Source organism: Actinomadura oligospora ATCC 43269, from assembly GCF_000518265.1.
In the GTDB taxonomy this organism is placed as follows: Bacteria; Actinomycetota; Actinomycetes; order Streptosporangiales; family Streptosporangiaceae; genus Spirillospora; species Spirillospora oligospora.
In genome coordinates this window covers 84,615-106,830 of record NZ_KI912412.1, presented here as the reverse complement: position 1 = coordinate 106,830, position 22,216 = coordinate 84,615, and the positions used below count along the sequence as shown (strand labels likewise).

Sequence of the window (22,216 nt, the reverse complement as noted above, 5' to 3'; positions counted from 1 at the left end):
GGTCAGGCGCGCTGTTTGAAGGCGCGGAGCGACAGCGGGGCGAAGATCAGCGTGATGCCGAGGCCCCAGGCCAGCGCCACCACGGCGTGGTCCAGGACGGGGCCGCCGAGGAGCAGGCCGCGCATCGCCTCGACCAGCTGGGTGACCGGGTTGTTGCGGATCACCCAGGCGAGCCAGTCCGGGATGCCGTGGGTCGACTTGATGAAGGCGGTGCTGAGGAAGCTCAGCGGAAAGATCACCACGAACCCGAAGATCTGCACCTTCTCGGGCTCGTTCACCTTCATCGCGATGAACACCGACGTCCAGGAGAACAGGATCGCGAAGGCGAGCAGCAGCAGGAACGCGCCGACCACGGCGAGGGGGTTGGTGTGGATCCGGAAGCCGATGATGAACCCGACCGTGAGCAGGATGAACATCGACCACGCCTGCTTGACGGTGTCGGCGATGATCCGTCCGGCGAGCGGGGCGGAGCGGGCGATCGGCAGGCTGCGGAACCGGTCGTAGACGCCCTTGGTGAGGTCGCTGTTCAGGCCGAACCCCGTGCTCATCCCGGCGAACAGGGCGTTCTGGGCGATGATGCCGGGGATCACGACCGGCAGGTACGCCTGGACGCTCCCGGTCATGGACGGGCCGAACACGTACGCGAACAGCAGCACGAACATGATCGGCTGGATGGACAGGTCGACCAGTTCCATCGGGTTGTGCTTGATCTGCACCAGGTTGCGCCAGGCCAGGGTGGCGGTGTGGCGCACGGCGGCGGCGGGGGAGACCCGCCGGGTGAGGGGATGCTCGGGGGCGAGCGCGGCGGTGGTCACGCGCGGGCTCCTTCCGTCTCGGCGCGGACGAGCTCGTCCGCCTCGGCGTCGACGTCGTCGGTGTGGTGGCCGGTGAGGGCGAAGAAGACCTCGTCCAGGCTGGACTTGCGCAGCGACAGCTCGCCGACCGGCACGTTCGCGTCGTCCAGGCGGCGGACCACGGCGGGCATCAGCGCGGGATCGGTGATCGGGACGCTGACCAGGCCGTCCACCGTCTCGGGGGTGGCGCCGGAGAGGTCGGCGACGATGGCCGTGACGGTCTCGGCGTCGGACGCCTGGACCGGACGGACCTCGAGCACCTGCCCACCGACCTGCGCCTTCAGCGCGTCGGAGGTGCCGTGCGCGATGACCTGGCCGCGGTCGATGACGACGATGTCGTCGGCGAGCTGGTCGGCCTCCTCCAGGTACTGCGTGGTCAGCAGGACGGTCACGCCGTCGGCGGTGAGACCGCGGACGATGTTCCACAGGCCGCCGCGGGAGCGCGGGTCGAGGCCGGTGGTCGGCTCGTCCAGGAACAGGATCTGCGGGCGGCCGACCAGGCTGGCGGCCAGGTCGAGACGGCGTCGCATGCCGCCCGAGTAGGTCTTGGCCGGGCGCCCGGCGGCCTCGACGAGGTCGAACCGCTCGAGCAGTTCGGCCGCCCGCGCCTTGGACGCGCGCCGGGACTGGCCGAGCAGCCGGCCGATCATGACCAGGTTCTCGGTGCCGGTGAGCATCTCGTCCACCCCGGCGTACTGGCCGGTCAGCCCGACGAGCTGGCGCACCTGGTGCGCCTGCTTCACGACGTCGTAGCCGCCGACCGTGGCGTGCCCGGACGTCGGCTCGATCAGGGTCGCGAGGATGCGGGTCGTGGTGGTCTTCCCGGCTCCGTTCGGGCCGAGGACGCCGAGCACGGTGCCGGGTTCGGCGGTCAGCGACACCCCGGACAGGGCGCGCGTCTCACCGAACCGTTTCTCCAGACCTTCGGCCTGGATCGCGTAGGACATGGGGCCTCCTTCGTCGTCGCATTCCGGACCCGCCGGGCTCACAGGAGGAGCGGCGGACAAACCTAGGCAATGTCCGGGTCGATGCGCATCCAGTTTTCCCGCGCCCGCTGTCAGGACGCTGATCTCCCGCTGACAGCGGTGCGGGCCTTCGCCGGGCCACCGGGTGTACGCCCGGGTCCTCACCGAATCGACCAGTGTCACCGTCGCACCCGGGTCTGACAAAATCGGCCGCCGACTCTGGCCTGGCGGACCGCCGATCCGGCGGACCGGTCCGGGGACGGGCGCCGTCCGGGCAATAGACTGCGAGACGTGACGGCGCGGAGCACCCACGCGGTGAGGCTGAGGGAGCCCGCGAACAGGGTCTCGCCACGCGCCATCGCGCACTGGGCCATCGAGTACCTGCTGTTCTGGGGCCTCGGCTTCGGCCTGTCCTGGGGCGTCGCCGCCTGGCTCGGGAGCCGGCCCCGCGACGGCGTGCCACGCTGGGTGACCGCGCACGTCGGCTGGCTGCCCGTCGTGGTCGGGGTCATCGGCGTCCTGTCGGTCACCGTCGCGCCCGTCTGGCGCTACCGCGTGCACCGCTGGGAGGTCAGCGCGGACGTCGTCTACACCCGGACGGGCTGGTTCACCCGCGACTGGCTCCTCGTCCCCGTGAGCCGCATCCAGAACGTCCACACCGAGCAGGGATGGCTCGAACGGCTGCTCGGCCTCGCGCGCCTGCGCGTCCACACGGCGTCGCACACGGGCTCGTCCGAGGTGTCCGGCCTTCCCGTGGCGGTCGCCACCCGCCTCGCCGAAGACCTCGCGCACCGCGCACACGACCTGAGCGACGACGCCACGTGACCACGCCGCAGGACGCTTCGGCTCCCGTCCCGCCCGCCGAAACCCCGCGGGCACGGTCCCCCCTGGACGCGCCCATCCGGCGTCTGCACCCTTTGACGTTCGTAGTCGGCGCCGCCCGCGAGATGGCCGCGCTCGTGGGCGCGGGCGCTACGGGACTCCTCGTCGGCGGCATGTCCACGGCGTTCTATTTCGCGCTCATAGGGCTCGCCTTCGGGCTGGCGTGGCACGTGGGCACGTGGGCCACGTTCACCTACCACGTTCACGAGGACCGCTTCCAGACGCGCAGGGCCCTGGTGGGACGGACGGTCAAAAGCGTCCCCCGCGAGCGGATCCGGGGTGTGGACATCTCCTCCACCCTCGGCCACCGGCTCCTGGGCCTCGCGATCGTCCACGTGGACGCGGGCGCGGACGGCGGCGAGATCGTGCTCAACGCGGTGGCGCAGCGCGAGGCCGAACGGCTCCGGCGGGTCCTCCTCGCGCGCGCCCGCGGAGCCGAGGCCCCGCAGCCGGTGAAACGGCGTCGTGAACTCGCGCACATCCGTCCGCGCTGGTTCCTTTACGCGCCGCTGAGCGGTGCGTACCTGCTGACCCCGTTCGCGGTGGCGGGAAGCCTCCTCGGCACGCTCTACAACCTCGGCGACGACCTCGGACTGATCACCCGCGACCGCGTCGAGCGCCTCGGCCGGGACGCGGCGGGCCTGCCCACCGGCGTCGTCGTCCTGGTCATCATGCTGTTCCTGGTCGCGATGCCGGTCGCCTCGGTCATCGCGTTCACCCTGTTCAACTGGGACTTCACCGTCTACGAGCGGGACGGCTCGATCGTCGCCGAACGCGGCCTGGTCACCCGCCGCAGCGTCGCGCTGGAACGCCGCCGGGTGCGCGGCGTCGAACTGTCCGACAACCCCTTCGAACGCCTCGCGGGCGTCGTCCGGCTCGGCGCCCTGGTCACGGGCCTGGGGGACGCCGCCCACCGGGGCCGCCTCCTGCCCGCGGCCCCCCGCTCCGTCGCGGTCACGCTCGCCTCCCGCGTCCTCGGACCCGTTCCGGCGCCCCTGATCCCGCATCCGCACGCGGCCCGAGGCCGCCGCCTCGTGCGCGCCACGTTCCCGGCCCTGGGGGCTGCGGCGCTGTGCGCCCTCGCCGGGAACCTGTGGCTCGCCGTCGTCTGCCTGGTCGCCGCCCTCATGGCCGTCCCGCTGGGCCTGGACCGCTACCGCCAGCTCGGCCACGCCGACGACGGCGTCCGCCTGACCGTCCGGTCCGGTTCCCTGCGCCGCCGCCAGTACATCGTGGAACACGACGCGATCGTCGGCTGGCGCGTCCGCCGCACGCTCTTCCAGCGCCGCGCGGGCCTGGCCACCCTCCACGCCGCCGTCGGCGCCGGTGAAGGCGGCTGCGCCGCCGTGGACATGTCCGAATCCGACGCCCTGGCCATGGCCTGGACGATCACCCCCGACTGGATCACCCCCTTCCTGGCCCCGCCCCGCGCCCCGAAGCCCTCGCGCGGTCGTCGACCGAAGCGCACCTGACACGCACAGAACGACCCCACGCGAAACGGTGTTCGCGCGGGGCCGGAAACGCGAGCGCCCGGCCCCCTCGGGGAGCCGGGCGCTGAGGCGGGCGGGCTTATTCGGGGCGGCGGGCCCCGAACATGATCTCGTCCCAGGACGGGACGGACGCGCGCTTGCCCTTCGCCTTGCGGCGGGCGCGCGCGGGGCGCTGCGTGGCCGGAGTGTCGGCGGGCTTCTCGGTCGCCGCGGCGGGCATCGACGGACGCGTGGACTTCTTCGCCGCCGGACGGTGCGAGCGCGGCACCGGACGTTCGGCGTCCGCGTCGTCCTCGACGTCGTCCCGGCCGCTCGCGGACGCCGCGTTGCGCGTCGCGGCAGCAGCCGCCTTGCGCGTGGCCTCCTCGTCCTGCAGCTTGGCCGCGGCCTCGCGCTCCGCCGCTTCCTCGGCGTCGCGCACGTCGTCGTCCGCCGCGGCCTTCCGCCTGGAGGCCGCGACCTTGCCACCGCGCGTCCTCTCAGCGTCGCGCGCGGGCGCGTCGTCGTCCTCCCCGCCAAGGCCCGTGCCCTCGGCCGCCACGTCCTCTGCATCGTCGTATGCGGACGCGCTGGTCAGCTCGTCCTCGGCCCGCGCGTCCGAGCCCTCACGCGCGCGCAGATTCTCGTCCGCCCGCGCACTCTCGGCGTCGCGCGAATCCTCGGCGTCCCGCATGTCCCGAGCGGTGCGCGAACCTTCGCCCGCGCGAATGTCCTCAGCGTCCCGCACGCCCTGCGCACCACGTGACCGCTCACCCACACGCGCGTCCTGCACATCGCGCGATTCCTCGGCAGCCCGCAGGTCCCGAGCGCTGCGCGAGCCTTCGCCCGCGCGAATGTCTTCAGCGTCGCGCGCGTCCTGCGCACTGCGCGACCGCTCACCTGCGCGCGCGTCCTGCGCATCGCGTGAACGCTCACCCGCACGCGCGTCCTGAGCGTCGGAGAAGTCGTCAGCGTCGCGCGAGCCCTCAACGGCGCGTCCGTCGGACGCGCGGGTGCCTGCGGTGTCGCGCCGGTCCCCGGCCGTGCGGGCGTCCTCGGCGTCGCGCGCGTCTTCGGGCGTCTGGGCGCGCTGGATGGAGCGGTTGTCTGCGGCGTCGCGCGGGCCACCGGTCGTGCGGGCGTCTTCAGCGTCGCGCGCGTCTTCGGACGTCCGTGCGCCCTGGGCGGCACGGGTGCCTGCGGCGTCGCGCCGGTCCCCGGCCATGTGGGCGTCTTCGGTGTCGCGCGCGTCTTCGGTCGTCCGCGTGCGCTGGGCGAAGCGGTTGTCTGCGGCGTCGCGCGGGTCTCCGGGCGTGCGGGCGTCCTCGGCGTCGCGGGCGTCTTCGGTCGTCCGTGCGCGTTGGGTCGTGCGGGTGTCTCCGGCGTCGTGCGGGCCCTCAGCCGTCAGCATGTCCTCAACGGCGCGGGTGTCTTCGACCGCGTCCAGCCTCCGGCCTGCGCGCGGGTCCTCGGACGCGGAGGCCGTGCCGGACGTGCGCGTGTTCTGGGCTCTGCGCGTGCCCTCGTCTGCGTAGTCGTCGTCAGAAGCGCGCTCGGTCCGGGCCCTGCGTGCGCCCTGCTCTGCGTAGTCGTCGTCAGCCGCGCGGGACGCTTCGCTTGCACTGGACCTTTCGGTGGTGCGTGCGTTCTGCGTCGTCCGTGCGCCCTCGGTAGCGCGCGGGTCGTCCGAGTTGCGCGTGTTCTGAGGCGTGCGGGACGCCTCGGTCGCGTACTCGCCTTCGTGTGTGCGCGAGTCGCGGGTCGTGCGCGTGCTCTCGGAGCCACGCGCAGCCTCGGGCCCGTACTCGTCCTCGTAGGCGCGTGCGGACGTGCGTGGGTGGTCGTCCTCGGCGGCGCGCTGGGACTGGGTGGTGCGTGAGCCTTCGGAACGGTAGGGGCCGTCGGCGGGACGGATCGGCTGGGACCGGCGCGGCGGGTCGTCCGCGTACGCGCCCTCGGCGGTGCGGAGGGACTCGGTGTCGCGCGGGTCGTCGGCGAAGGAGCGGGTGGACGCGGCGCGGCGCGGGGCGAGGGAGTCGGTGTCCTGGGAGATGGCGGTGTCGCGGAGGATGGCGGCCTCACGGGCCACGGCCTCGCGGGCGGCGATGTCACGGGACGCGGAGTCCAGGTCGGGACGGGCGGCGGGGAGGTCCTCGCGGCGGAGCGCGGCGGGGGCGTCGGGACGGACCGGGAACTCGCGCGGGACGCCGTCCAGCGTGCGCGGGGCGTCGTCGGAGAACGGGTCGAAGGCGCGGCGCGAGTCGCCGTGGTCGTCGGCGGGCAGGCCGCGGGCGCGGGCGGACGCGGTGGAGTCGGAGACGACCTTCATCGCGGGACGGCGCGGGACGAGCGGCGTGACGGTGTCGGACAGGGCTTCGTCGTCCCACTCGACGGAGGTCAGCCGCGCGGCGACCTCGTCCAGCGGGGTGGCGAACCGGCGGCGCGGGTCGAAGGACCACTCGGCGGCGTGCGGACGTCCGCCCTCGAAGAACGACAGCCGGATCCGCCAGGTGCCGTCCTCGCACTTCCAGGAGTCCCACTCGACCTCCTCGAGGTCGACGCCGCCGCGGCCGAGCCGCTCCTCGACGGTCTCGCCGAGCGGCGGGCCGGGCTGGGTCTCGCCCGGACGGCGCACCGCGACCCGCTGCGCCTGCTGGGCCATGTACTCGCGTTCCTGCAGGACCGGACCCTCGAACCAGCGGACGCGTTCGACGGGGATGCCCGCCGACTCGGCGATCTCCTCCGCGGTCTCGCCGGACCGGATGCGAGCCTGGATCTCCTTGGGTCGCAAGGGACTCTCCACTTCGATCTCGAACTGGCCGAGGCGGGAGAAGTGCCCTCGCACGGCTGCGCGCAGCCGGTCGTCGACGGGCAGGGTGAACCGGGTGCCTCGGCCCGCGGTGGCCAGGACGAGGTACGTACCGTCCTCGCTGACCGCGACGAGGCGCAGCTCCTGCATGCGTGTCCTTCCTGCCCTGTCCCAACGGCACCGGAGGGGTGCCGAACCACACGCCCGTTCGCGAGTCCGCCTCCCCGCGCTCGCATCGGCCGGTCGTTCGGTCCCCACCAGGGGCGCATGCGTGCCCTTCCCCCGGATTCCCGAGTCTCTCTTTCGGACACACCTGCTGCCAGCACCGTACCCGGCATGTCCGAACATCGCCGCTCTCAAAGCCCTCATCACGGCGGTGAAGAGGGCCGTCCGACCAAGCTTGCCCGTCCGGCGCGTCCCCGGGGGGCCGACTCCCCGATTCTTGCGGATCCTTTTCCACACCGTGCCTGACCGGGGCGCGCGGCTCCTCACACCGGGCGTTGCGATCGTCACGTCCCGCGCCGGAACAACGCCGGAGTTACGGTGAGTTCCTGTTGTGGGGACTTTGAGACGGTTTCGGGTGGAGAGGGAAGATTCGATGGCGCAGCGGAAGCTGCCGGACCTGAGTGCCACGCAGTTGATCGCGAGCGGGGCGGCGACGATGGTCGCCGCCTACGGGGCGTCCTACCTGGGGGTGTACGGGACGATCCTCGGCGCGGCCTTCATGAGCGTGGTGTCGACGGCGGCCTCCGTGGTCGGCAAGCACTACCTCGACCAGGGCAAGGAGCAGATCAGGGAGCGCACCCATCCCGGGCTGGCCGACGAGGACGGGCGGGACCCGGGCGAGGCCGCGCGCACCGTGACCGGCGCGGACGCGACACGCGCGGCGGGCTCCCCGCTGACGGCGAACCGCCCGGGGATCACCAGGGTCGCGGACACGCGCGTCGGCGGAGCCGCCGCCCGGGCCCGGGCGGGAAGTCCGGCGGGCTGGGCCTCGGCACCTGGCCGTCGTGCCGGGAGTGATCCGGATAACACCCGCGTGGACGACGTGCCGGGCCGTGATCCGAACGCGACCCGGATCGATCTGCCCACGCTGGGCGATCCCAACGCGACCCGGTTCGACGGGTCCGTGCTCGACGCCGCGCGCTTCGGCCAGAGTCCCGCCGAGACCGTCTCGGACGAGCTGGTGGCCGAGACCCCCGCGCATGGCGACGGGCCGGTGCCCAAGGCGTCCTGGCAGGCCGCGATGGACGACGCGCTCCACTGGGCCAAGCAGCGTTGGCGGCTGCTGACGGCCTCGGCGGTCGTGGTGTTCGTCGTGGTGATCGGCGGCATCACGCTGTACGAGTCGGTCACCGACCGGACGTTCGGCGGGGTCAACGGCACGGGCGGGACGATCGGCAACGTCATCCGCGGCCAGAACGAGGGAACGGCCGAGACCCCCGCGCACGAGCCGTCCCAGAAGCCGACGGACGAGCCGACCACTCCCGGGACGTCCAACCCGGACGGCGGTACCGGGGTCACGAACGAGCCGACGAACACGCCCAGCGGCGGCCCGTCCGAGCAGCCTTCCCAGACGCCGACCGTGCCGGAGACGCCCACGCAGGAGCCGTCCGGCACGCCCACGCAGGAGCCGTCGTCCCAGCCGAGCGGCGGCCAGGGCACCGGCGGCGGCGCGACCGGCAAGCCGGGCGTCCAGGCGCCCGTTCCCGGCGCCAACTGATCCGTAACCGACAAACGCAAAAAGGGCCGCGCTCCCCAGGGGAGTGCGGCCCTTCGTGCGTGCGGGGGAGGGTTAGTCGCCGAAGACCTGGCGGGTGTAGGGGTTGGCGAAACGGCGGTCCGGGTCGAGTTCGTTCCGGAGCGCCTGGAAGTCCTTGAAGCGCGGGTAGACCGTCTCCAGGTAGGCGGCGTCGCGGGTGTGCATCTTGCCCCAGTGCGGGCGTCCGCCGAGCCCGGTCAGGACCTCCTCGACGCCGCGGAAGTAGTCGGCGTGGTCGTCGCGGTGGTAGACGTGCACGGCGATGAACGCGCTGCGGCGGCCGTGGGCCATCGACAGCCAGGCGTCCTCCTCCGGCAGCAGCCGGACCTCGATCGGGAAGCTGATCTTCCAGCCCCGCCGGTCGAACAGCCCCCGCACCTCGCGCAGCGCGTCCACCAGGTGCTCGCGCGGGATCGCGTACTCCTGCTCCTTGAACCGGACGGTCCGGGGGCTGGTGAACACCTTGTAGGACGTGTCGGTGAAGGTCCGCGCGCCCAGCGCCCGCGCCGAGATCTGGTTGACCGACGGGGTGATCATCGGGGCCGCGTGCGTGACCTTGTTGATCATGTCGAACAGCGAGTTCGACATGAACTCGTCGTCCAGCCAGCCCTTGAACCTCGACAGCGGTTGCCGCGGGCCGTCGACGCGGTTGTTCCGCTTGGTGAGGCAGCCCTCGGTGTGCGGGAACCAGTAGAACTCGAAGTGCTCGTTCGCGGCGTCGAACTCGTCGACGCGGGAGAGCACCTCGTCCCACTTCATCGGCTGTTCCTGCGCGCGCAGGAGGAAGGCCGGGACGGTCTTCCAGGTGATCGCGGTGATGATGCCGAGCGCGCCCACGCTCGCGCGCGCGGCGTCGAACAGGTCGGGACGCTCGTCGCGCGAGCAGGTGACGACCGAGCCGTCGGCGAGGACGAGCTCCAGCGCGTGCACCTGGGACGCGAGCCCGGCGGCGTCGCGTCCGGTGCCGTGGGTGGCGGTCTGGAGGGCGCCCGCGACGGTCTGCTCCTGGATGTCGCCCATGTTGGCCAGGGCGCGGCCGTGCTCGGCCAGCATCCGGTTGAGCGCGTGCAGGGGCAGGCCCGCCTCGACGGTGACCAGGCCGCTCCCGGTGTCGACCGAGCGGACGGCGGTCATCCCGGTCGGGCGGAGCAGGAGGTCCTCGGCGACGGCCGCGCCGGTGAAGGAGTGGCCGGTGCCGGTCATCCGGACGGTGTGCCCGTCGGCCGCCGCGGCGCGCACGGCCGCGGAGACCTCGTCGGTGCTGGTCGGGGTGGTGACGCGGCGGGGGGAGGCCGTCTGGTTCCCGGCCCAGTTTCGCCACGTCCGGGTGCTCACGGGGGACATGGCCGAACTCTACTCGGCGATCGTTTGTGAGGAAAGTTCACGTTTACTGATCGCCCGGATTCCGGCCACGGCGACCAGCGCGGCCAGGATCGCCGAGGTCAGCGGGACGCCGAAGGACGCCATCGCGCCGTAGCCGTCGGCGACCCGTCCGGCGAGGGACGCGCCCGCCGCCGCGCCGATGCTCAGCGACGTCGACACCAGGGCCAGGCCCTCGGTGAGCTGCCCGGGCGGGACCAGCCGTTCGACCAGCCCGAACGCCGGGATGATCGTCGGCGAGATCGCCAGCCCTGCCACGAACGCCACCGGCAGCATCAGCCAGAAGTTCCTGATCAGCGGCAGCGGCACGAGCAGCACCGCCTGGAGCGCCAGGCCGATCAGGAAGCGGTGGTCCAGTGAGGATCCCCAGGTGCGCGCGCCGTACCAGAACGCGGCGGTCGCGCTGCCGCCCGCGTAGCAGGCGAGCAGCACCCCGGCCAGCGGCTTGTTCCCCTGCTCGGCGGCGAACGCGACCCCGGCGACGTCCATCGCGCCGAACACGATCCCGATGAACAGGAAGATCGACGTCATGATCCGGACGGCCGGGTTGGCGAACACCCCGCCGCGCGGGGAGAGCCCGGGGGTGCGCGGACGCGGCGGCGGCTCCGTCCCGCGCAGGCGCGCGAAGGACAGGCCGCCGACGAGCGTGCAGGACGCGGCGACCGCGAGCCCCGCCGCCGGATGCACCCCGGTCGCCAGCGAGGTGACGAGGATCGGCCCGGCGACGAAGATCAGCTCGTCCATCACCGACTCGAACGAGTACGCCGTGCCCATCGGGATCGCCGTCCCGGTCAGCACGTGCGACCAGCGCGAACGCACCCACGCGCCCAGCGAGACCTGCGTCATCCCGGCCAGGGCACTCGCTGGGTACAACGTCCAGAGCGGGGCCTCGAACAGGGAGAAGGAGATCAGCAGCGAGAAGGCGGCCGCGTTGGCCGAGACCAGCGGGACGAGCACTCGGCGCTGTCCGTAGCGGTCGGCGAATCGCGCGCTGAGCGGCGCCGCGACCGCGTAGGCGACCGCCATGGTCGCGGAGACCGTCCCGGCGATACCGTACGATCCGGTCACCGCGGAAACAAGGAGGACGATTCCGATCCCGACCATGGACATCGACATGCGTCCCACGAACCCCGCGGTGACGAACGCCCTGGCCCCGGGAACGGCCAGCAGCGCCCGGTACGGACTGGCCAACGTGCTCCTTCCGTCCGTATCTGGATAACTTGATCACGTTACCCGGGCTCATCAAGTGATTTTCCCCGGGTAACCGCCCTTTGGTGACGTTCGTTGGGAATGGTTGTGGTTCCTCCTACACCTGAGCCGGAGTCGGCCGCCGAACCGGCGTCCGGGGCGGCCCCTGAACCGGCTTCCGCACCGGCTTCCGCCTCCGAACCGGCTTCCGAATCGGCCTCCGCGCCCGCCCGGCCGAGCGTCGAGGCGAAGGGACGACGACGGCCGCGCCTCGCCGTGGCCGGGGTCGGCGTGCTGGTCGCCGGGAGCATCGCGGGTGGCGTGTACGGCGTCCTGACCGTGAAGTCCCCCGAGCCCGCCCGCAAGGACGCCGCCGCCTCGACCCCCGGCCCGGACCCGCTGCGCAACGGCCCGGTGACCAGCCTCGACACCGCGCGCGGGCAGGTCGCGCCGCTGCGCCGGGTCGTCCCGCCGGACGTGCTCGCCGTCGGGGGCACGACGATCACCCGGGCGCAGGTCGCCAAGATCGCCAGGGTCGGGCACGTCAAGGACGTGATCGCGGTCGCCGGGGGCGCGGTCCAGCTGCAGGGGCGGCAGGTCAACGCGTTCGCCGTCGACCCCTCGGTCTTCCGGTCCTGGACGCCGCCCGGCACCGCCAAGCGGAGCGAGCTCTGGAACGCCCTGGCCGCCGACCAGTTCGTGGTGTCGGCGAACGCCGCCGACCAGCTCCAGCTCAGCCGCGGCTTCCAGTACCCGGTCGTCGGCCGGACGGTCCCGAACCTGGTGCTCGGCGGGTCCGGAACCCTCGGCCTGCCCGGCATCGACATGCTGGTCAGCGCGAAGTCCGGCACGGCCATGGGCCTGGTGGACGACATCGCCGTCCTGGTCAACGCGCCCGGCGCGAACCCCGGCAAGGTCGCGCGCCAGGTGAAGAGGATCCTCGGGGCGGGCGCCAGCGCCGTGAACCTGCACGAGACCAAGTACCAGCCGTCCGGCCAGGGTGGGAAGCCGGGCGGCTACCTCGACCTCTACCGGCAGGCCGCCACCACCTGCCCCGGCCTGTCCTGGACGGTCCTCGCCGCGATCGGACAGGTTGAGAGCGACCACGGCCGCAACCCCGGTCGCTCCAGCGCGGGCGCGCTCGGGCCGATGCAGTTCATGCCCGCCACGTGGGCGATCTACGGCGTGGACGGGGACGGCGACGGCAAGGCCGACATCATGAACCCCTACGACGCGATCCCGGCTGCCGCCAAGTACCTGTGCGCGAGCGGCGGGGGCAAGGGCGGCCAGTCGCTCTACAAAGCGATCTTCGCCTACAACCACGCCGACTGGTACGTCCAGAAGGTGCTCGGCCTCGCGCGCGCGTACGCGGCCCAGTACAGATAGCCGGGGGTCAGCGCATTTGCCGTCGCCTGGTTGGATTGGAGGCATGAGCCAGGCGACGACGGCGGGCTATGACGCGCTGCTGCTGATCTCGTTCGGTGGGCCAGAGGGCCCGGACGACGTGATCCCCTTCTTGGAGAACGTCACGCGAGGGCGGGGCATCCCGCGCGAGCGTCTCGCCAAGGTAGGCGAGCACTACCACCTGTTCGGCGGCGTCAGCCCTATCAACGCCCAGTGCCGGGCCCTGAAGGCCGCGATCGAGGCGGACTTCGCCGCGCACGGCCTCGCGGACGTCCCGGTCTACTGGGGCAACCGCAACTGGGACCCGTACCTCACCGACACCGTCCGGCAGATGAAGGCGGACGGTATCCGGCGGGCCGCCGCCTTCGTCACGTCCGCCTACGACGGGTACTCCTGCTGCGGCCAGTACGTGCAGGACATCGAGCGCGCACGAGCCGAGGTCCCCGGTGCGCCCGAGATCGACAAACTGCGCGTCTACTACAACCACCCGGGTTTCGTGGAGCCGTTCGTCGAGGCCACCCGCGCCGCCCTGGACGATCTCCCCGCGGACCTCAGGGACGGCGCGCACCTGGTGTTCAGCGCGCACAGCGTCCCGCTGTCCCAGCCGGGCCGCGAGCTGTACCAGGCCCAGCTGGAGGACGTCTCCGCCTACGTCGCCGAGCACGCCGCCCCCGGACGGCCCTGGAAGCTCGTCTACCAGAGCCGCAGCGGCCGTCCGACCCAACCTTGGCTCGAACCCGACATCGGCGATCACCTGAAGGACCTGGACGCCGCCGGGGTCCGGGCCGTCGTGAACGTCCCGATCGGGTTCGTCTCCGACCACATGGAGGTCAAGTACGACCTCGACGTGGAGGCCACCGAACTCGCCGAGAAGCTCGGCCTGGCCTTCCGGCGCGCCGCCACCCCCGGCACCCACCCCCGCTTCGTCGCCATGGTCCGCGAGCTCATGCTGGAACGCGCCGGGACGGACCGTCCCGCGCTCGGCTCGCTCGGCCCCCGTCCCGACACCTGTGGAGAATGCCGATGACCGACCCGTCCGCCCTGCTGGAACTGGCGCTGGACATCGCCCGCGAGGCCGCCCGGATGTTGGTGGACAAGCGGCCCGCCGACCTCGGCGTCGCCGCCACCAAGTCCAGCCCGACCGACGTGGTCACCGAGATGGACCGGGCGTCCGAGCGGCTGATCACCGAGCGGATCCTCGCCGCCCGGCCGCGCGACGCGTTCCTCGGCGAGGAGGGCGGATCGACCGGCGGCGACAGCGGCGTCCGCTGGGTCGTCGACCCGATCGACGGCACCGTGAACTACCTGTACGACCTGCCCGACTGGGCGGTCAGCATCGCCGCCGAGGTGGACGGCGTGGCCGTCGCCGGGGTCGTGGAGATCCCGCGCCGGGGCGAGACCTACACCGCCGTCCGGGGCGGGGGAGCGCTGCTGCGCACCGCGTCCGGCGTCCGCGAGCTGAAGGTCAACACCGGCGTCCCGCTGGACCGGGCCCTGGTCGCCACCGGCTTCGGCTACTTCCCCGAGCGCCGCGCCCACCAGGGCGAGGTGCTGGCGGGCGTCCTCCCGCGCGTGCGCGACATCCGGCGCGGCGGCTCCTGCTGTGTGGACCTCTGCTCCCTGGCCGCCGGACGCGTCGACGCCTACTACGAGCGTGGCGTCCAGGCCTGGGACGTCGCGGCGGGGGCGCTGATCGTCGAGGAGGCGGGCGGACGCGTCCAGGGGCTCGCTGGGGCGCCCGTCAGCCCGGAGCTGTGCATCGCCGCGGCCCCGGACCTGTTCGACGCCCTGCACGCCGTTCTGGAGCCCCTGAACCCGGCCAGGGACTGACCCGGCCAGGGACTGACCCGGGCCCGAGAACGAGGCAGGCCCCGGACGCTATGGGTCGTCCGGGGCCTTCGTGCTTTCTCGCAGCGGGGTCGAGCGCGCCGGTGCGACTAGTCGCACCGGGGCGCGTCTATGCCGATGTCGTTGTTCGCTGCGATCCGGCGCAGTTCCTTGATCTCCTCCTGGCGGATGTCCACCAGGTAGACGTCACCTTCTGCGTGGGCGTGGCGCAGCGACTCGTAAGCGTTGTCGAGACGCTGCTGGATCTGGCGTGACAGCTCGCCCATGGGCCTCCTCCCGGATCTGACCGTGCCTACCCACGCCTACGCTGGACTCAAACCTGTTTCCAGGCGCGAGTTCGCCGTGTGGCGAGGACGTGACGGCGCCGGTCCCCGCGACCCCTTACGAGGCTCTTACGGGCCCTGTGGCATACCGGAGGGGTTAGGCGAGGGCGCACAAGCCGAGGGGGAGTTCGTGAGGGTTCTGGTCGTCGAGGACGAGCGTCTGCTCGCCGACGCCATCGCCACGGGCCTGCGCAGAGAGGCGCTGGCCGTGGACGTGGCCTATGACGGGGCGGGCGCGCTGGAACGCACCGGCGTCAACGAGTACGACGTCGTCGTCCTCGACCGCGACCTGCCGAAGGTGCACGGCGACGACGTGTGCCGGCAGCTGGTCGCCGACCGGTATCCGGCCCGCATCCTGATGCTGACCGCGTCGGGCGAGCTCGACCAGCGCGTCGAGGGCCTGTCCATCGGGGCCGACGACTACCTGCCGAAGCCGTTCGCGTTCACCGAGCTGGTCGCCCGGGTCCGGGCGCTCGGCCGGCGGGCGTCGGCGCCGCTGCCGCCCGTCCTGGAGCGCTCGGGGATCACGCTCGACCCGTCCCGGCGCGAGGTCACCCGCGACGGCCGTCCGATCGAGCTGACCCGCAAGGAGTTCGCCGTCCTGGAGGTGCTGATGGGCGCCGAGGGCGCGGTGGTCAGCTCCGAGCAGCTGCTCGAGAAGGCGTGGGACGAGCACATCGACCCGTTCACCAACGTGGTCCGGGTCACGATGATGACCCTGCGCAAGAAGCTCGGCGACCCGCCCGTCATCGAGACCGTCCCGGGTGTGGGGTACCGGCTGTGAGCGCGCCCGAACCCACCTCGAACGACCTGCCCGGCTCCGACTCCGGTTCCGGTTCCGGTTCCGGCGAAGGGAAGAAGAAGATCACGGGCAAGGCTTCTGACAAGGGTCGGGACAAGGCGATGGACGGCTCGCCCGTCGGCCCGGAGCGGAACGGCGAGTCGCCGCCCGTGCGGCCCTCGGTGACGCCGCCCGGCGCGTCCGCCGGACGTCCCCCGGGGCAGAACGGCGGGCCGTCCGGGGCGTCCGACACCGGGCCCGCAGGGCAGGTCGGCGTGGTCACCACCGGCTCGTTCGCCCTGCCGGGGGAGCGGAACGGGGAGCAGAAGAACAGCGACGGGCCGTCCCTGCTGTCCGACCTGCGGTCGCTGCCGAACCGGATCAGCGTCCGGTTGCGGCTGACCGTCCTGTACGGCGCGCTGTTCTTCCTGGCCGGGGTGCTGCTGCTGTTCGTCACCTACCTGCTGCTGCGGTCGGTGCTCGACTCGGTGTTCCCGGCCGGCACCGGCATCCGCTACCCGGACGGCAGCTACATCTCGTCCGAGGCGATCCGCGACCTGGCCATGCGGCGGATGCTGACGCGCTCGCTGCTGGCGCTGCTCGGCGTCGGGATCATCGCCGTCGTCATGGGCTACTTCGTCGCCGACCGGGCGCTGTCCCCGCTGCAGCGGGTCACCGCGACCGCCCGCCGCCTCTCCGAGTCCACCCTGCACGAGCGGATCGCGCTGGACGGCCCGGAGGACGAGATCAAGGAGCTCGCCGACACCTTCGACGCCATGCTGGAACGGCTCAGCGAGGCGTTCGACGCGCAACGGCGGTTCGTCGGCAACGCCTCGCACGAGCTGCGCACGCCCCTGGCGATCAACCGGACGCTGCTGGAGGTCGCGCTCACCGATCCGGAGGCGTCCGACGACCTGAAGACGGTCGGGAAGACGCTGCTGGCCAACAACGCCCGGCACGAGCGGCTGATCGAGGGCCTGCTGCTGCTAGCCCGCAGCGAGCGCGAGCTGACCACGCGCACCCCGACCGACCTGTCGGAGGTCGCGGCGACCGTGCTGACGAACGTGTCGCGCCGCGAGCAGCCCAACGAGGTCACCGTGCACCGCGAGCTGACCCCGGGCAGCACGCTCGGCGACCCGGTGCTGCTGGAGCACCTGGTGAGCAACCTGGTGGACAACGCGATCAAGCACAACTCCGACGGCGGCGAGGTCTGGGTCCGCGCCGGGGTGCTGTCGGGGTACGCGACCGTCCAGGTCGAGAACACCGGCCCGCTCGTGCCCGCGTACGAGATCGAGCGGCTGTTCGAGCCGTTCCGGCGGCTGAACGCCGACCGTCTGGAGTCCGCCAAGGGCGCGGGCCTGGGGCTGTCGATCGTCCGCTCGGTGGTGCTGGCCCACCGTGGACGCGTGTACGCCGCGCCCCGGCAGGGCGGCGGCCTGGTGATCACCGTCCGGCTGCCGCTCGCCTGAGTCGCGCGAGGCGGAAGCGGGAAACGGCGAGGGGCGGTGGTCCGGCGTGCTGCCGGACCACCGCCCCTCGTTCGCGGACGGTGTCGATCAGCCGGTCAACGGCCGATCACCCGCTGACGGCGCAGGTCACTTGCTGACGGTGCCGAACGCCGCCGGGCTGCTGTCGGAGAGGGACTGCCGCCAGTCCCAGCGCATCGTCTTGAGCGACAGGATGTCGGAGCTGCTCGGGTAGAACGTCACGTACCCGGCCGCGCACTTGCTCGTGTCGCTGCCGGTCATCGGGGTCTCCCGGAAGACCGCCTTGCCGCTGGAGGCCGAGCCGGAGATCGCCGACAGCCGCGTGTAGCAGGTGTCCTTGCCGTCCGGGTAGGTGTAGGTGGCCGTCCCGGACGAGTAGATGATCGCGAACTTCGCGGTGAAGTTCCTCCGGTTGGAGGCCGACGTCCCCGGCTGCTGCGCCGGGCCCGACCACACGCCGACGATGCCGGTGTTGGTCGACCCGCCGGACGAGGACGGCGGGGTGTACGGCGAGTACGTCGGGGCGCTGAACGTCGGACGCGGCGTCGGGTCGCCGCTGGACGCGAGCGCGGCGATCACGATGACGATGATCGCGACCAGGACGAGCGCGCCGCAGCCGATGCCGATCGCGAGCGGCGCGTTGGACCCGCCGGACTTCGGCGGCGGGGCGTACACCGGCGGGCCGGGGGGACCGGGCGGCCCGTAGGCCGGACGCTGCCCCTGCTGCGGCGGCGCGTTCTGGTACATCGGCATCGGCGGGGGCGTGATCGGCTGCGGCGGCGGGGTGACCGGCCCCGCGCCGCCCTGCCCCTGGTAGCCGCCCTGGCCTTGGTAACCGCCCTGGCCTTGGTAACCGCCCTGGCCCTGGTAACCGCCCTGCTGCATCGGCATGGGCGGCGGGGTGATCTGGTGCCCGCCGCCGTACGGCGACGCGGGCGGGACCGGCGGCGCGGACGGGGCGTCCAGCCGCGCGGCGATCCGGGTGCCCTGGTCGAGCAGCGCGCCCCCGGCCGCCGCGCCCGCCGCCGGGGTCGCGTTGACCGACTGGAGCAGCTGGAGCAGCAGCTGCGGCGCGGGCGGGCGCAGCCCGGCGTCCTTGGACAGGGCGCGCTGCACCATGTCGCGGACGGGCCCGGCGGGCACGCCGGACAGGTCCGGCTCCTCGTTCAGGATCCGGTTGATGATCACCGGCAGGGTCTCGGCCTCGAACGGGGACTGCCCCGTCGCGGTGAACACCATGGTCGCGCCCCAGGCGAAGATGTCCACCGCGGGCGTGAGCGGCGCGCCGGTGAGCTGCTCGGGCGCCAGGTAACCGGGGGTGCCCACGACCATGCCGGTCGCGGTGACCGCGCTCTCCTGGGAGTTCACGGTGCGGGCGATGCCGAAGTCGACCACGCGCGGGCCGTCGCTCGCCAGCATGACGTTGTTCGGCTTGAAGTCGCGGTGGACGATCCCGGCCTCGTGGATCGCGGCGAGCGCGGTCGCGGTGCCGATCGCGAGGAGCAGCAGGTCCTCGGCGTTCATCGGCCCGCGGTGCGCGACCACGTCGTGCAGCGACATGCCGTCGATGTACTCGCTGATCACATAGGGCTGCTCGCCCTCGACGTCGAAGTCGATGACGCGGGCGGTGCACTGCGGGTCGACCTTGCTGGCCGCGGTGACCTCGCGGGCGAACCGCGCCCGCGCCGCCTTGTCGCTCGCCATCTGCGTGTGCAGCAGCTTGACGGCGACGTACTCTCCCCCCGGGGTGCGGCCCAGGAAGACCGCGCCCTGCCCGCCTGCCCCGAGCCGCCCGACGACCTCGTACTGTCCCAGTGCCCGCGGATCGCCCGGCTCCAGCGGAGCGGCTTCCGGCATCAGACCCTCCCGTGACCCGCCGTGTGGTGTGGCGCTTGTGTGGTGTGGCGCTGCACGATATCGCGTTAGTTCAGACGTTTCATCGACACGATGGGTTCAATGCCCGATCACGGCTTTCCTGGCGATATGCGGGATGGGTGGGGGTGTTCGGGGCCCGGTGTGTGAACGGTCGCGCGACCGGGTACCCGAACGGTCCCGGGGGCCTTCGGGGGACGCGCCGGGCTCGCGCGGGGGCGGTCGGTGCGCGAGTGGGCGCGGAGAAGGATATGATCCGGCCGCCGTTGTTGCGCCCCGGGCGTCACGGCTCTGTTTCGCAGCGTGGCACCCGGCGGGTGGGTGACGTGCGCCACATCTTCGCGTTCGGGACGGGTGATCGGTGTCACTCGTGGGAACGGTCGCGCCTTGTGTGGCACAGCTCACCGCCCGTGACAGAATTTCCCGCCCGGATCGGGCACAAGAACGGCCCCCCGAGCGTTAGATCCGCGCGACGGGGCGCATAAAGCATCGAGGGGGATGGAGACGAAGATGGCGACCGATTACGACAGCCCACGCAAGACCGACGACGACCTGAACGAGGACAGCCTCCAGGAACTCCAGGCTCGCCGCGCCGACAAGGCCGCGAGCATCATCGACGAGGACCTGGACGCCGGCGAGGTCGCCGAGCTGCCCGGCGCCGACCTGTCCAACGAGGAGTTGACCTTCCGGGTCGTTCCCCGGCAGGCCGACGAGTTCACGTGCAGCCGGTGCTTCCTGGTGCACCACCGCAGCCAGCTGGCCACAGAGAAGAACGGCCAGCCGATCTGCCGCGAGTGCGCGGCCTGACGGAAGGCCCGCCCTCGACGGTCCGTGCCTTGACGGTCCGTCCCATGGCCCGATCCATGGCTTGGTCCAGGCCCGGTCCAGGCCCGGTCCTCGGGCCGGGCGGCAGGACAGTTCCGACCCACGGGAGCCGATGGTGAACGAGGTTCCGGAAGTCAACGAGCGGCGCGGTCCCTCCGGGGACCCCGCCGTCACACCCGTGCCGGGCGCGGCCTCCGCCGCGCCGGGAGCACACCCGTCCTCTTCAGCGTCGGCGCGCGTGCCGGGCCCCACGCCCGGTCGCGAGCGCGACGCGACGCCGGGTGGGACGTCCGACGCGACGTCCCCCGCCACGCCCGGCGGCATGCCCGAGGGCACACCAGGTGCCGCCTCCGCCGACGCGTCCGATGCCGTGTCCGGCGGAGCTCCCGGCGGCGCCCCCGGCTCCACCCCGGGCGGGGAGCCCGGGCCGGTCGGCCCGGGGACCGACCGGGAGATCGGCGAACTGGTCGGACGGCTCGCCGCCGACGAGGGGATGGACCGCGAGACCCGCGGCCGCCTGCTCGCGCGGCTCACCAGGCTTCTGGCCGCCAGCGCCCGCACCGCCGGTGCCAAGGGCATCGCGCGGGGCCGCTGGCTGGCCGACGTGTTCACCGCCGTCGTCCCGCACGTGCCGATCCGCGACCGCGCGACCCTGTCGGCCCACCACCACGGCCTCACCGGCGAGGCCCTGGCCGACAACATGGTGAAGGTCGCCGCGAACGCCACCACCGCCGTGGGCGCGGCGGGCGGCGCGCTGGCGGCCGTCGAGTTCGCCGCGCCTCCGCTGCTGCTGTCGGCCCCCGCGCAGCTGGCCGCCGAGACGCTGGTGGTCGCGGCGATCGAGGTGAAGATGATCGCCGAGCTGCACGAGGTCTACGACGTCCGGGTGCAGGGGTCCGGCACGCTCCGGGCCGCGATGTTCGGGACGGCGTGGGCGCGCCAGCGCGGCCTGAACCCGCTGGAGGGCGGCTCGCTCACCGGCGCGCTCGGCGCGGCGTCCAAGGCGGCGCTGCGCAAGCGGCTGCTGCGCACCCTCGGACGCAGCCTGACCACGATGGGCCCGTTCCTCACCGGCGCGGCCGCCGGGGCCGCGCTGAACCGCACCGCCACCAGGAAGCTCGCCGCGTCCGTCCGCGCCGACCTGCGCGAGATCGGGGGCCCCGCCCCCGAGCTCCCCGGTGAACGCCTCGGCCTCCCGAACTGATCAGCCGTCCCCCGGTCAAGGATGCACAAAGAAGTAAGAAAGAACGGCCCGCCCGGCTCACCAGGCGGGCCGTTCTCCTTCGTTCGCGTTCTGGATGGTCCGGGCCTTCCGGGGTTGGATTCTCGTGGTTCGGAAGGGCGGGGGCCGGTCAGTCGAACTCGAGTTCGGGGGTGACGGAGTCGCGGCCGCAGAGCCACATGCCCAGGGCCTCGCGGGTGCCGCGGACCGTGGGGCCGTTCTTCGCGCCGGGCAGGGCGACCGGACGGTGGCCGTCGGTCGGTTCGAGGCGGTGCCGCAGCACGCGCCGGTTCAGCCACACGCTGAGCTGGAGGCCCTCACGGAAGATCGCGGTGGCGGTGCCGTCCGGGACGCGCCGGGTGAGGCCGAGGCCGCGCACCACGTCCTGGTGGTGGACGCCGAGGTCGCCGAGCAGGATCCCCGCGCCGACGCGGCTGGTGGTGCTGGGGTGGTCGGCCCAGTGCCGGGCCCACCGCATCAGCCGCTCCCGGGGCATCGCGCGCGCCCGGTCGGCCTGCGCGCGGTTGGCATCGTTGATCTTCGGCCCGAAGGGCAGGTAGGAGCTGACGAAGTAGTCGAGCCCGATCACGTGCCCGAGGACGTCGCGCGGGGCCCATTCGGTGCACAGGGTCGTCCCGGCGTCGAAGTCGTCGTCGGACAGGCCGTCCAGGGTCTCGATGAGCCGGAAGCGCTCGGCGCGCAGTTCGTCCTCGAAGGGCAGGCGGATCCGGTCCAGCAGCATCGTGGTCGATCCCTTCGTCGCCGGGGGACCGACCACGATACTGGACGAGGCGTCCAATGCCCCCGCCGGGGCCCGCGTCAGGCGTCGGCGCGCAGCTGGGCGGGCAGCTCGCCGGTGCCCTTGGACCACTGCTTGGCCGCCGCGCGGGTGGCGAGCAGCCGCGCGACCTCCACGCCCACGCCCATGACGACGGCCCAGGCGACGGCCTCGGTGAGCGCGACGTCCGGCGACTCGGGGTTGGCCGGCGGCTCCTTGCCCGTGCTCTTCTTCCACGCCATCGTGATGGCCTTCTTGGCGGCGAAGCCGCCCGCGAAGGCCGCGGCCCCGGCCAGCACCCGCCAGCCGATGTCGCCCTTGTCCGCCATCGAAACCTCCCAGTTCCTCTTCTCGCCCGACGCTATCG

At 72.7% G+C, this 22,216-nt stretch carries 19 protein-coding genes; 10 read left to right on the top strand and 9 right to left on the bottom strand.

Annotated elements, in window-relative coordinates; translation table 11 throughout:
- Positions 1–2: 2 nt before the first annotated feature.
- Both P696_RS0140605 and P696_RS0140600 read right to left on the bottom strand, forming a co-directional pair.
- Positions 3–815, bottom strand: coding sequence for an ABC transporter permease (locus tag P696_RS0140605; RefSeq protein WP_026416807.1), 813 nt, complete (start codon positions 813–815; stop codon positions 3–5).
- Entirely contained in the window at positions 812–1,801 is a 990-nt protein-coding gene (locus P696_RS0140600) for a daunorubicin resistance protein DrrA family ABC transporter ATP-binding protein (RefSeq protein WP_026416806.1), read from the bottom strand. The genes P696_RS0140605 and P696_RS0140600 overlap by 4 nt, the downstream gene beginning before the upstream one ends.
- Positions 1,802–2,110: 309 nt before the next feature.
- Between P696_RS0140600 and P696_RS0140595 the strand changes: the two genes are divergently transcribed.
- Together P696_RS0140595 and P696_RS51505 are read left to right on the top strand one after the other, a co-directional pair.
- Positions 2,111–2,644 carry a PH domain-containing protein gene (locus P696_RS0140595; RefSeq protein WP_026416805.1) on the top strand — a complete coding sequence of 178 codons (534 nt, stop codon included), beginning with the start codon at positions 2,111–2,113 and terminating at the stop codon, positions 2,642–2,644.
- A 92-nt stretch (positions 2,645–2,736) separates the two neighbouring features.
- A complete protein-coding gene (locus tag P696_RS51505; protein WP_245628005.1) occupies positions 2,737–4,173 on the top strand; it encodes a PH domain-containing protein in 1,437 nt (478 codons plus the stop codon).
- Between the two features lie 97 nt (positions 4,174–4,270).
- On the opposite strand, the gene sepH is transcribed toward P696_RS51505, so the two are convergent.
- Positions 4,271–7,129, bottom strand: a complete 2,859-nt coding sequence (gene sepH, locus P696_RS58590) for a septation protein SepH (RefSeq protein ID WP_245628004.1) — start codon at positions 7,127–7,129, stop codon at positions 4,271–4,273.
- Positions 7,130–7,577: 448 nt separating this feature from the next.
- Between sepH and P696_RS0140580 the strand changes: the two genes are divergently transcribed.
- Positions 7,578–8,702, top strand: coding sequence for a hypothetical protein (locus tag P696_RS0140580; RefSeq protein ID WP_026416804.1), 1,125 nt, complete (start codon positions 7,578–7,580; stop codon positions 8,700–8,702).
- Positions 8,703–8,774: 72 nt separating this feature from the next.
- Here the strand turns inward: P696_RS0140580 and P696_RS0140575 are convergent, their stop codons facing one another.
- Positions 8,775–10,085, bottom strand: a complete 1,311-nt coding sequence (locus P696_RS0140575) for a D-arabinono-1,4-lactone oxidase (protein ID WP_026416803.1) — start codon at positions 10,083–10,085, stop codon at positions 8,775–8,777.
- Positions 10,086–10,094: 9 nt separating this feature from the next.
- Positions 10,095–11,312: an MFS transporter gene (locus tag P696_RS51485; protein WP_051469016.1), complete on the bottom strand. Its 1,218-nt coding sequence runs from the start codon at positions 11,310–11,312 to the stop codon at positions 10,095–10,097.
- A gap of 273 nt (positions 11,313–11,585) precedes the next feature.
- On the opposite strand from P696_RS51485, the gene P696_RS57725 reads away from it, so the two are divergent.
- Genes P696_RS57725 through P696_RS0140555 form a run of 3 tightly spaced genes read left to right on the top strand, consistent with a single transcriptional unit; the run spans position 11,586 to position 14,543 of the window.
- Positions 11,586–12,695 (top strand): lytic transglycosylase domain-containing protein, encoded by a 1,110-nt coding sequence (locus tag P696_RS57725; protein WP_051469014.1) that lies wholly within the window; start codon positions 11,586–11,588, stop codon positions 12,693–12,695.
- Positions 12,696–12,738: 43 nt separating this feature from the next.
- A complete protein-coding gene (locus P696_RS0140560; protein WP_026416802.1) occupies positions 12,739–13,740 on the top strand; it encodes a ferrochelatase in 1,002 nt (333 codons plus the stop codon).
- Positions 13,737–14,543 (top strand): inositol monophosphatase family protein, encoded by an 807-nt coding sequence (locus tag P696_RS0140555; RefSeq protein WP_026416801.1) that lies wholly within the window; start codon positions 13,737–13,739, stop codon positions 14,541–14,543. Before P696_RS0140560 ends, P696_RS0140555 begins: the two co-directional genes overlap by 4 nt.
- A 107-nt stretch (positions 14,544–14,650) precedes the next feature.
- Here the strand turns inward: P696_RS0140555 and P696_RS57175 are convergent, their stop codons facing one another.
- Positions 14,651–14,827 (bottom strand): hypothetical protein, encoded by a 177-nt coding sequence (locus P696_RS57175; RefSeq protein ID WP_170026733.1) that lies wholly within the window; start codon positions 14,825–14,827, stop codon positions 14,651–14,653.
- A 187-nt stretch (positions 14,828–15,014) separates the two neighbouring features.
- On the opposite strand from P696_RS57175, the gene P696_RS0140545 reads away from it, so the two are divergent.
- Positions 15,015–15,668, top strand: coding sequence for a response regulator transcription factor (locus P696_RS0140545; RefSeq protein ID WP_026416800.1), 654 nt, complete (start codon positions 15,015–15,017; stop codon positions 15,666–15,668).
- Complete coding sequence (locus tag P696_RS51475) at positions 15,665–17,134, top strand: sensor histidine kinase (protein ID WP_245628003.1); 1,470 nt, start codon at positions 15,665–15,667, stop codon at positions 17,132–17,134. Before P696_RS0140545 ends, P696_RS51475 begins: the two co-directional genes overlap by 4 nt.
- 126 nt (positions 17,135–17,260) lie before the next feature.
- Here the strand turns inward: P696_RS51475 and P696_RS0140535 are convergent, their stop codons facing one another.
- Positions 17,261–19,009, bottom strand: a complete 1,749-nt coding sequence (locus tag P696_RS0140535) for a serine/threonine-protein kinase (protein WP_026416799.1) — start codon at positions 19,007–19,009, stop codon at positions 17,261–17,263.
- 525 nt (positions 19,010–19,534) lie between these two features.
- Between P696_RS0140535 and P696_RS0140530 the strand changes: the two genes are divergently transcribed.
- Both P696_RS0140530 and P696_RS0140525 read left to right on the top strand, forming a co-directional pair.
- Positions 19,535–19,831 (top strand): DUF4193 domain-containing protein, encoded by a 297-nt coding sequence (locus P696_RS0140530; RefSeq protein WP_026416798.1) that lies wholly within the window; start codon positions 19,535–19,537, stop codon positions 19,829–19,831.
- A 256-nt stretch (positions 19,832–20,087) separates the two neighbouring features.
- Positions 20,088–21,053: a hypothetical protein gene (locus P696_RS0140525; protein ID WP_245628002.1), complete on the top strand. Its 966-nt coding sequence runs from the start codon at positions 20,088–20,090 to the stop codon at positions 21,051–21,053.
- Between the two features lie 148 nt (positions 21,054–21,201).
- Here the strand turns inward: P696_RS0140525 and P696_RS0140520 are convergent, their stop codons facing one another.
- Together P696_RS0140520 and P696_RS0140515 are read right to left on the bottom strand one after the other, a co-directional pair.
- On the bottom strand, positions 21,202–21,813 hold the full coding sequence (locus P696_RS0140520; protein ID WP_026416796.1) for a maleylpyruvate isomerase family mycothiol-dependent enzyme: 612 nt from the start codon (positions 21,811–21,813) through the stop codon (positions 21,202–21,204).
- A 77-nt stretch (positions 21,814–21,890) separates the two neighbouring features.
- A complete protein-coding gene (locus P696_RS0140515) occupies positions 21,891–22,178 on the bottom strand; it encodes a DUF4235 domain-containing protein (RefSeq protein WP_026416795.1) in 288 nt (95 codons plus the stop codon).
- Between the last annotated feature and the right edge of the window lie 38 nt (positions 22,179–22,216).